The organism is Mesotoga sp. Brook.08.105.5.1, from assembly GCF_002752635.1.
Taxonomy (GTDB): Bacteria; Thermotogota; Thermotogae; order Petrotogales; family Kosmotogaceae; genus Mesotoga.
In genome coordinates, this window is the sequence record NZ_AYTW01000016.1 from 124,658 (window position 1) to 134,118 (window position 9,461).

General features: G+C 48.6%; 9 protein-coding genes. 5 read left to right on the top strand and 4 right to left on the bottom strand.

Translation table 11 applies throughout. From position 1 onward, the window contains the following. Positions 1–56 precede the first annotated feature (56 nt). Complete coding sequence (locus V512_RS07520; protein ID WP_099829832.1) at positions 57–1,484, top strand: asparagine synthase-related protein; 1,428 nt, start codon at positions 57–59, stop codon at positions 1,482–1,484. 26 nt (positions 1,485–1,510) lie between these two features. On the opposite strand, the gene V512_RS07525 is transcribed toward V512_RS07520, so the two are convergent. The 4 genes from V512_RS07525 to V512_RS07540 all read right to left on the bottom strand — a co-directional run bounded on the left by V512_RS07525 (position 1,511) and on the right by V512_RS07540 (position 6,601). Further along, positions 1,511–2,359 (bottom strand): serine kinase, encoded by an 849-nt coding sequence (locus V512_RS07525; protein WP_099829833.1) that lies wholly within the window; start codon positions 2,357–2,359, stop codon positions 1,511–1,513. After that, a complete protein-coding gene (gene thrC, locus V512_RS07530; RefSeq protein WP_099829834.1) occupies positions 2,356–3,402 on the bottom strand; it encodes a threonine synthase in 1,047 nt (348 codons plus the stop codon). Before thrC ends, V512_RS07525 begins: the two co-directional genes overlap by 4 nt. Continuing rightward, a complete protein-coding gene (locus V512_RS07535; protein WP_099829835.1) occupies positions 3,399–5,555 on the bottom strand; it encodes an aspartate kinase in 2,157 nt (718 codons plus the stop codon). Before V512_RS07535 ends, thrC begins: the two co-directional genes overlap by 4 nt. A 734-nt stretch (positions 5,556–6,289) precedes the next feature. Continuing rightward, positions 6,290–6,601 carry a thioredoxin family protein gene (locus tag V512_RS07540; protein ID WP_099829836.1) on the bottom strand — a complete coding sequence of 104 codons (312 nt, stop codon included), beginning with the start codon at positions 6,599–6,601 and terminating at the stop codon, positions 6,290–6,292. A 62-nt stretch (positions 6,602–6,663) separates the two neighbouring features. Here V512_RS07540 and V512_RS07545 point away from each other — a divergent pair, with 62 nt between their 5' ends. The 4 genes from V512_RS07545 to V512_RS15010 all read left to right on the top strand — a co-directional run bounded on the left by V512_RS07545 (position 6,664) and on the right by V512_RS15010 (position 9,443). Beyond that, positions 6,664–7,221: a CoA pyrophosphatase gene (locus V512_RS07545; protein ID WP_099829837.1), complete on the top strand. Its 558-nt coding sequence runs from the start codon at positions 6,664–6,666 to the stop codon at positions 7,219–7,221. A 4-nt stretch (positions 7,222–7,225) separates the two neighbouring features. After that, a complete protein-coding gene (locus V512_RS07550; protein WP_099829838.1) occupies positions 7,226–8,389 on the top strand; it encodes an iron-containing alcohol dehydrogenase in 1,164 nt (387 codons plus the stop codon). A 536-nt stretch (positions 8,390–8,925) separates the two neighbouring features. Then, positions 8,926–9,108: a hypothetical protein gene (locus tag V512_RS15005; protein ID WP_243392311.1), complete on the top strand. Its 183-nt coding sequence runs from the start codon at positions 8,926–8,928 to the stop codon at positions 9,106–9,108. Between the two features lie 47 nt (positions 9,109–9,155). Next, positions 9,156–9,443: a transposase gene (locus V512_RS15010; protein WP_308410398.1), complete on the top strand. Its 288-nt coding sequence runs from the start codon at positions 9,156–9,158 to the stop codon at positions 9,441–9,443. Positions 9,444–9,461 lie beyond the last annotated feature (18 nt).

Consider the following 9,461-nt stretch of genomic DNA (forward strand, 5'->3'; position numbering starts at 1 on the left):
ATCCCAGAAGTAGCTTCAGGTAAGTCTTCGCATGGAACAAAATGGAGGGATTTTTGATGAGCGGAATCGCTGTATTCTATAGGGGCGAGAGAGAAATGATAGAAGACTCGCTATCTTTCCTTGCACACAGGGGGAGCGAGCCAAGAGTCCTCGCGGCAGGCGGAGAGGTAGTTATGGGCGCTGTGTTGAGCAATGCCTATGAGGATAACATGAATGTCTTTGAAGGGCATGGTGAGTACGTCGTTTTCGACGGTTTTCTCAGAAACTGCTCCGATGCGCCCTGGCCGGAGAAGATACTGAGTCTTCATAGGAAGTATGGAAATCGATTCATAGATAGACTGGACGGCTCTTTTGCCTTCGCAATTCATACAGCCGGAGAAACTCTGATCGCCCGAGATCCTTTAGGACTGAAGCCTCTTTACTACTGCTTCATAAACGGGTCGATCGCGTGTGCTTCCGAACTCAAGGCTCTGACCGCCTTCTGTAGTGAGGTAAAGGTCTTTCCGCCGGGTTACTACTTCTCTTCCATCGAAGGGTTCAAGAAGTACTCCTCACTCGAAGACCTGCTTACAGATGAGTCAGATGCTCGAAACGAAGAAGAGGCAGCTGAACTGCTGCGGAGTTCTCTTGAAGAGGCCGTTGAAAAGCGACTCTCAGCAGTTAAGTCTGACGCGGTAGTCTTCTTGAGCGGCGGTTTGGACAGCAGTTGTATCGCAGCCGTTGCTAGTTCGCTGAGCGGGTCCTTGAGAACATTTACTGTTGGAAGCGGCGACGGGGAAGACCCGGAATACGCAAGGGAGGTTTCCGAGTATCTCGGCACGGATCATAGAGAGTACACCTATGATTTCGATGAGATGCTCGAAGTCTTGCCCGAAGTAATCTATCATCTCGAGTCGTTCGATCCTCCATTGGTCAGAAGCGCTATTCCCAATTACCTCGTTTCGAAGCTGGCAGCCGATGAAGGCAGTTCCTTCGTCTTCATGGGAGAGGGGGCCGACGAACTCTTCGCCGGCTATGAGTACATGAAGGATCTGCCCACTGCAGAGTCTATAGACAAAGAGTCGATGAGGATTACAAAAAACGGTTATCGCTCGGGCTTCCAGCGGAACGACAGAATGAGTCTTGCATTCGGAATCGAATTCGATGTACCCTTTATGGACCCTTCGGTGTTGAACCTTGCCTTCTCCATACCCGCTGAATGGAAGATCCACGGACCCGAGAAGACAGAGAAGTGGATTCTCAGAAAGGCGTTCGAAAACGAGCTGCCGGAGAGCGTCGTGTGGCGGAAGAAGAGCAAGTTCAGCGTGGGTTCGGGCTCATCGCATCTGATGAAAGAGTATGCGGAGGAGATGATATCCGACTCAGAGCTTGAGAACGAACGGCGAGACAGCGGAATTAGATCAAAGGAAGAGCTTCTATACTACCGGATATTCGATGACCTGTTTCCTTGTGAAGGCGCCATAGAGACTGTTTATCGAAGCTGATTTAAACTCGTTATCTAGTCAATAACTCACAGACCGACGATAAACGGTTCGTTTGCCGGGGTGGTTCTTATGACTGCTTCCAGATATGGAATTCCGTTTACATCTTCCAGATCGCAGCAGACTGCCGAGCCCGAACCACTGACAAACCAGAAAGAAGGCCTTCTCTCTTCTATGCTGAGGACGAATTCCCTCATCCGTGAATCGCTGTTTATTCTGTAAGTCTGATGGATTTCATCCTGTGAGTATTTCAGAGCACTACCAAGATCGCCCTTTGAGATTTTGGCTACAAATTGCGAAGCGCTTTTTATATTGCTCACAGCGTCTTCAAAGGGAATCGATTCGGGAAGCGCCTTTCGCATTACATCTGTGGAGAGCTTGAATTCTGGCACCAGAAAAGTCAGTCTATGATCTGGCATTTCAAACTTCTCGTAGTCGAATCTCTTTCCGTCGTAGTAAGAGACAACGAGCCCTCCAAGCATACATGGGACGATGTTATCAGGATGGCCTTCGATCTCGGTCCCGATCTCGAGAAGCTTCCTTACGGGAATACTCCCTCCAGTCATCACATTCGCTATAAACAATGCGGAGGCAATTGCCGCTGCACTCGATCCGAGTCCCCGGGCAGGAGGTATCTCACACTCCTGAATTATCTGGATTCCCGGTACCACCTTGCCGGTAATCTTCTCAAATCTCGCTATAGAACTTCTGAAAATCTCTTCCGCATCCTCGATTTCTCTTCCATATCTACCTATAGATAGAACCTTAAGTCGATTCGCCTTCTCGAATTGAACGGTATTATGGAGCTTCAAAGCCATACCCACCACGTCAAAGCCGCTTCCCATATTTGCCGTCGTGGCCGGCGCCCTCAGTCTCATTTCAGACCTGCCTCATGAAGGACTGCCTCCAGACTGTTCTGAATGACTATGGGCATATCTACAGACTTGATGACTGCATCGGGGTCTTTGAGACCGTTCCCGGTCAAAGTACAGACAACGAGATCACTTGACCGGAACAACCCCTCTTCGGCCTTTCTCAGGAAACCGCCAAAAGAAGCTGCAGAGGCCGGCTCGCAGAAGACACCCTCGGTGTTCGCGAGCAGCTTCTGCGCGTTCAAGATCTCTTCGTCGGTCAAGGCTTCTATTACCCCTCCCGACTCGTCTCTTGCAGCGACTGCCTTCTTCCAGCTTGCAGGGTTACCAATCCTGATGGCGGTCGCAATAGTCTCGGGGTGTTCGAAGACCCTGTCATATACAATTGGGGCAGCTCCCTCGGCCTGAAAGCCCATCATCTTGGGCAGGCTGTTTGACAGACCTCTCTCGTGATACTCCCGATACCCCATCCAGTAGGCAGTAATATTGCCCGCGTTCCCTACCGGTATGAAGTGGTAGTCAGGAGCCCTTCCTAGAACGTCGATTATCTCGAAAGCGGCAGTTTTCTGACCCTCAAGTCTGTAAGGATTCAGACTGTTCACAAGCGTTACCGGATACTCTTCAGAAATCTTCTTCGCAAGTTCAAGACAGTCATCGAAATTCCCATCTATCTGAATTACCTTTGCGCCATAGATCATCGCCTGGGCAAGCTTGCCCAGAGCGATTTTTCCCTCTGGAATTAAGATTATCGACTTCAAACCGGTCCTTGCAGAGTAAGCGGCAGCGGAGGCCGAAGTATTTCCGGTAGAGGCACAAATTACGGCCTTTGAGCCCTCTTCAATCGCCTTGGCGATAGCCAGAACCATCCCTCTATCTTTGAAAGAGCCTGTGGGATTAGCCCCTTCATACTTCACGTAAACTTTCGGTCCGAATTTCCTGCTGATGTTCTCCAGATATATCAGAGGCGTGTTTCCTTCAAGGAGGGTAATCCTCGGAGTACTAAGAGTTACGGGAAGAAATCTCTCGTAGCTAGCTATTAACCCTTTCATTCGATCTCCTCCAGACTGAAGGCACTGTGAATAGCGTTTACAGCCAAACGCACCTTCTTGCTGTCAATTACGACCGAGATTCTGCTGTTGCTGGCGCTTATCATATCTATGTTGATCCCTTCATTTGCAAGAGTCTCGAAGAGAGTCGCAGCTATGGCCGGTGTGGCAGTCAGGTTGACGCCCACTATGGAAATCTTTGCAATAGCTCTTTCTATGGTTATTTCTCTGGCTTCGCTTCTCGATTTCAAAATATCCTGCTTGAGCTTTGCAAGGTCGCTCGCCTGAACGGTAAAGGCCATTGTGTTGAAATCACCGCTTCTCATACTCTGTATTATCATATCGATATTCACATTCTGCTCGGTAAGAGTCTTGAGCACTCTTGCAGCTATTCCCGGCCTGTCAGGAACTTCTTGCAGAACCACTTTTACGATATCCTGATCAGAAGTTACTGCTCTTACGATAGGTTGCTCCACTTTCGATCCCCTCCATATAAGCGTGCCTCTGGCGTTCGTGTGCGCGTTTTTCACGAGCACCTTTATATCATACTTCCTGGCGAATTCCGACGCTCGGCTTTGAAGCACCTGAGCTCCCTGTTTGGAAAGCTCGATCATCTCTTCCCATGAGATTTCTTTGATCGGTCTGGCCTTCCGGACTATCCTCGGATCGGCAGAATATACGCCATCCACATCTTTGTAGATTTCGCACAGTTGTGATCCCAGAGCCTTCGCAAGCACTACGGCCGTAAGATCCGAACCCCCTCGTCCTAACGTCGTGATCTCGCCAGTATATGTCGATCCCTGAAAGCCTGCGACAACGGGAACATATCCATTTGAAATGTGGCGACTTACTAGATCCGCGTCGATTGAGACGATCCTTGCATTTGAGAAATTCGAGTCAGTCTGAATCCTAGCCTGATTGGCAGAAAGTGAGATAGACTTCATCCCCAGCTCCTGAATTGCCATCGCTACAAGTGCTATAGACTTCTGCTCGCCGGTAGCTAGAAGCATATCCATCTCTCTGCCGTTTGGCTTACTGGAGATCTCTCCGGCGAGTTCATAGAGAGTGTCAGTTTCGACCCCCATGGCCGAAACAACCAGAACGGGCTTGACTCCGCTTTGAACCTTTCTCTGAACACGTTTTGCAACATCCCTTATCTTCTCCGGCGTGTCGACCGACGTTCCTCCAAACTTCATTATCACGACTGAATTGCTCTGCTTCTCGGCGTATCTCGATGCCCTTAGAATATCCGAGATAATCGCAGTTGCAGTTGGTTGTGCGCCTGCACCCTCTCCCCTGAGAATAAACTTTCCAGACAGATCCGTTTCAACCTCTATGGCATTCTCAACACCATCTACGCTCCAGAGTGGATCATCTCTTTCTAGTTCCTGAGGTCTAACAGAAGCTCTTTCCTTCTCGAAATCAATCGTCCCTATGAGCTTGATCTTCCTTCCCTCGTCTGCAGCCCTTTCTATGTCTAGTTTATCTATATCTTCAATTCCTTTCGTCTCTATTGTTGCTATTCCGGGGAAAATCCCAGTCTTTATACCCGTGAGCACCGATAGCTTGTATGCAGCATCTAAGCCCTTCACATCGCTTGATGGATCGGCTTCTGCATAACCCCTTTCCTGAGCAAGCCTCAAAGCTTCTTGGTAACCAATTCCCTTCTGCATCTCAGATAGAATGAAATTCGTTGTCCCGTTGAGTATACCGCGTATGCGTTTGATTCCGTGGAATATCAGGTAGTCCTCAAGAAGCGAGATTATTGGAATGCCACCACCCACGGCAGCTTCAAAGAAGAGACTCTTAATAGGGGAACTGTCGGAGAAGTCATTACCGAATTCGGAGATAAGCATCTTGTTCGCGGTAACCACTGTTCTGTTGAGTTCCAGAGACTGTCTAACCAGTTTTCTGGCGGCCTCAGTCCCGCCAATAGTCTCGACTACAATATCGCTGTTGATAATCAGGTCTTCGAAATCCTCTGCGATCAGGTCGGACGGGATTCCAAGTTTGGCGTACTTGCTTCGAGTCCTTGTTATTACCTTGGAGACAGTACATCTCCTTCCCGATCTCTTCTCGATATCATCTCCCTTTTCAGAAAGAATAGCATATACGCAGGACCCTACTGTGCCGAGTCCGGCAATTCCGATTCTCAACTTGGTGCACCCCCTCCTGAAGCAATGAAGCCGCTATTAATCAAAAGTATACACCGTAAACGCGTGGTAGCGGGTCAGGTTGGAAAGAGTGGAATGAGACGCAATGCGCCGAAAGGCACAGCGGACGCAAGGCTGGGGAGAACATCCCAGGTCGCAATGCTGGCGAAGATCGCGCCAGGACGCAATGCCCGCTTCGCGGGGAAGCAACTCAGAACAACTCACTGAGGCCGTTTCTTTGAAGTGCTCGGCGTGCAGCAAAAAGCGGCTCTTGCATTCGAGATCCCGATCAGTTGCATATCGGGATGACCCTTAACAGGAGCATTCCAGCTATTGTTGTTGATTTCAGAGGACGGTAATCCTTTGACAGCCAACGTGGTTTTCATCAGCGTACAGCGGGCTTCTTGAAGGACGGCAGACTGTTGGCGGTCAACGTTCTACTCAGCAGCGTTCACAGATTGGTGGCTATTAGCCCGCAAAGCGGAACTGGCGTTAGCAGACTGGCTCCTTTTTTGCCTCCTGCCGAAGGCAGCCTTGCGTCTGATGTTTTATGCCAGAGTTTGCTGCGCTTACGTGAAGATCGAGACTCTGACTAGGAGCTTTGTCAGAATGACGACATGTGGTGTCTTCTGAATAACCTAAGGCAGTCATTTCAGACTTGGATCCGGAATCTTGGTTTCGATCTTCTTCTTGGCTTTAACGGAGAACGGAGAACCGATGGCGGTGAACCGAAAAAGCTAACTCTCTGTCTCATCAATTTCACGAAGATAGTCGATAACTTCTTCGAGAGAGAAGTATCTGCTCCATCTCTTCTGCTCTCTACCATCAACCTGCACCACAATCGTCGGGACTGTAAAGACGGAGTGTTCTGAAGCAACCGCAGGATTCTCAACAGTATTTATCTTGTAGAATTTCCAGGAAACAAAAGTGTCTTCAACTTCATCAAGTTTCGCTTCAATCGCAGCACATACTCCGCAGCCCGGACTATAGAAGTCAATAAGAACCTTTCCGACGACTCCCCTCAATTCTGTTAGGGTTACTTCCTTCACTTCATCGCCTCCCAAAAGCATTATAATTGATAATAATAGTAGAATATATGCGAGGTGGAGTCTTGCAACAAAGGAATCAAGATACGGCAGTATTTGTGCCAATCGTGAAGCTCTGCGGAGAATACTATCTGCTTCTTACGCGAAGATCGACAGGGATAAGCCATCCGGGGCAAATCAGCTTTCCTGGCGGTCATATTGAAGATGACGAAACTCTTCTAGAGTGTGCAATAAGGGAAATGAGAGAGGAAATTGGTGCCTCTCCGTCTTCTCTTAAAGAAGTCTACCCGCTGAACATAAATACTACAGTCACATCAGGAAAAGTGATCACCTCATTCGTTGGATTCATAGATAAGCTTGAGTTCAAACTGGACAGGGGAGAAGTTGAGGACGTGATCTTTCTTTCGCTAAAGGCTCTTATGCTAACCTCCCCGGAGACAATTATTATGCCCAATGGAAAGAAGACCATCAGATACCGCTTCCCCGGTTTCGTAGTCTGGGGAGCTACGGCAAGAATAATCGAAGTAGCTATTGAGAGAATACTAGAGATAATTGAGAGTTGTGAAGAAGGTATGTCCGAGTGTATAGATGTCAATTACAAAACACATATAAGAGAGGAGTGATTGAATGCTAGACTTCACGTTTCACAATGCGACCAAGATAATCTTCGGAAAAGATACCGAACAACATGTTGGAACCGAGATTTCCCGGTTCGGCAAGAGAGTTCTTCTTCACTATGGTGGAGGCAGTATAAAGAAGACCGGCTTGTACGACCGTGTTGTAAAAAGTCTAAGAGAAGCCGAAGTTGAGATCTTCGAGCTTGGAGGAGTAATGCCCAATCCAAGGTTGTCTCTTGTAAGAGATGGAATCGAACTCTGCCGAAAAAAGAACGTCGATGCAATCCTCGCAGTTGGCGGGGGAAGTGTTATCGACTCGGCCAAGGCGATAGGAATTGGAGTACCTTACGGTGGAGATGTCTGGGACTTCTACTCGACCGGCAAGAAAGTAGAAAAGATGCTCCCGCTCGGTGTTGTGCTAACAATTCCTGCAGCCGGAAGCGAATCGAGCGGCGGATCTGTAATCACAAACGAAGACGGCTGGTACAAGAGAGCAGCAAACAGTGTTCACATGAGAGCGAAATTCGCAATAATGAATCCCGAACTGACTTTCACACTGCCTGCTTACCAGACGGCGGTAGGTGCGGTAGATATAATGTCCCATGTCATGGAAAGATACTTCACAAATGTGAAGAACGTGGATTTCACGGACAGACTCTGCGAAGCTACTCTAAGAACAATGATCAAGAACACTCCCATAGCTCTAGAAGAGCCTGAGAATTACGATGCGAGAGCGGAGATAATGTGGGCCGGAACCATAGCTCATAACGACTTGCTCAGCACGGGAAGAATCGGAGACTGGGCTACTCACGGCATGGAACATGAACTCAGCGCGATATACGACATAGCTCACGGCGGAGGCCTGGCGATTATGTGGGCTCCGTGGATGACTTATGTGTATAAGCACGATGTGGAACGCTTTGCCCAATTTGCGTACAGAGTCTGGGACGTCGAACCGGACTTCCGTAATCCTGAAAAGGCCGCTGTTGAGGGAATTAGAAGGCTGAAGGAATTCTTTGCTAGTCTCGGTATTCCCGTTACCCTGACAGACGCCGGAATTCCCGACGACAAGTTTGAAGAAATGGCCAAGAAGGCAACTGAAGACGGACCTCTGGGACAGTTCGTACAACTTCATAAGGACGATGTTAAGAAAATCTACGAATTGGCGAAGTGAACTTATGCTCGGTTGAGTGTTACCCCCCCGGCCAAGAAAAATCTCGTTTTTCGTTCCAGAGCGAGGATCTGTTCTTCGTTCTTGGTCAAAGGGAAGATCGTGGTTGGGTTTGGAAAGAGCGGAACAAGACGCAAGGCTGCCTTCGGCAGGAAGTGAGGCTCGCTAACGCGAGGAAGTGATGCCCGCAGAATCGTCCGGGGAAGTGATGCGCCGAGAAGCATCGGCGGAAGTGATGCCACCTTCGGTGGGACGCAAGGCTGGCGAAGACCACGCCAGGTCGCAATGCCCGCTTCGCGGGGAAGTGATGCTGGCGCTGTTGCGCCAGGATGAGAAAAAGCGACTCCTTCGAGCGTTATTGGTTCTCCGCAACGGAAAGATCATCTGTTTCAAGTTTCATGATGCAAGTTTTAAAAGCAGAAACCAAGGCAGCGTTTCTTCCAGCGCGCAGCGGTATTATATGATTAATGTGTCGTTTCTTTTGTAGGGGCGAACGGCTGTTCACCCTTGAGAACAAGAAGAACCTGGAGGTTTGCATTTTGGAACATGATGAAAGACTTATGAAAAGGCGGTCAATTAGACTGAAGGAGTACGATTATTCTCAGACCGGAGCTTATTTCTTGACGATATGTACATATCGGAGGCAGTGTTTGTTGGGAGCCATGGTTGACGGAAGAGTGATCTTGAGTAGCATTGGCACGATCGTTGTTGAGAGTGATTAAGATCTGCAGAAATCAGAAAGGAAATCAAACTAGACACCTTCGTGATAATGCCTAATCACCTGCACGGAATTGTAGCTATACAAAGAGGCGAAAGGGAGATTGTAAGCGGCTGTTTGAAAGCACATGAAAGCGTTATGAAAGCAAAGACAATTGGTTCTTTCGTCTCGGGGTTCAAAGCAGCTGCAACGGCTAGAGTAAACGAACTGCGCGGTACGCCCGGGAAATCTCTTTGGCAACGAAATTACTATGAACATGTCATCCGTGGGGAGAAAGAACTGAATCGAATTCGTGAGTACATTGAGAATAACCCCTTGCGATGGCACATAGACACCTAATTTCCCGGACAAATTATA

What these genes read in the sequence shown, in the direction of transcription:
- V512_RS15010 (WP_308410398.1), top strand. Translation starts at nt 9,156, where the DNA reads ATGCCTAATCACCTGCACGGAATTGTAGCTATACAAAGAGGCGAAAGG.
- V512_RS07550 (WP_099829838.1), top strand. Translation starts at nt 7,226, where the DNA reads ATGCTAGACTTCACGTTTCACAATGCGACCAAGATAATCTTCGGAAAA.
- V512_RS07520 (WP_099829832.1), top strand. Translation starts at nt 57, where the DNA reads ATGAGCGGAATCGCTGTATTCTATAGGGGCGAGAGAGAAATGATAGAA.
- thrC (WP_099829834.1), bottom strand. Translation starts at nt 3,402, where the DNA reads ATGAAAGGGTTAATAGCTAGCTACGAGAGATTTCTTCCCGTAACTCTT.
- V512_RS07525 (WP_099829833.1), bottom strand. Translation starts at nt 2,359, where the DNA reads ATGAGACTGAGGGCGCCGGCCACGACGGCAAATATGGGAAGCGGCTTT.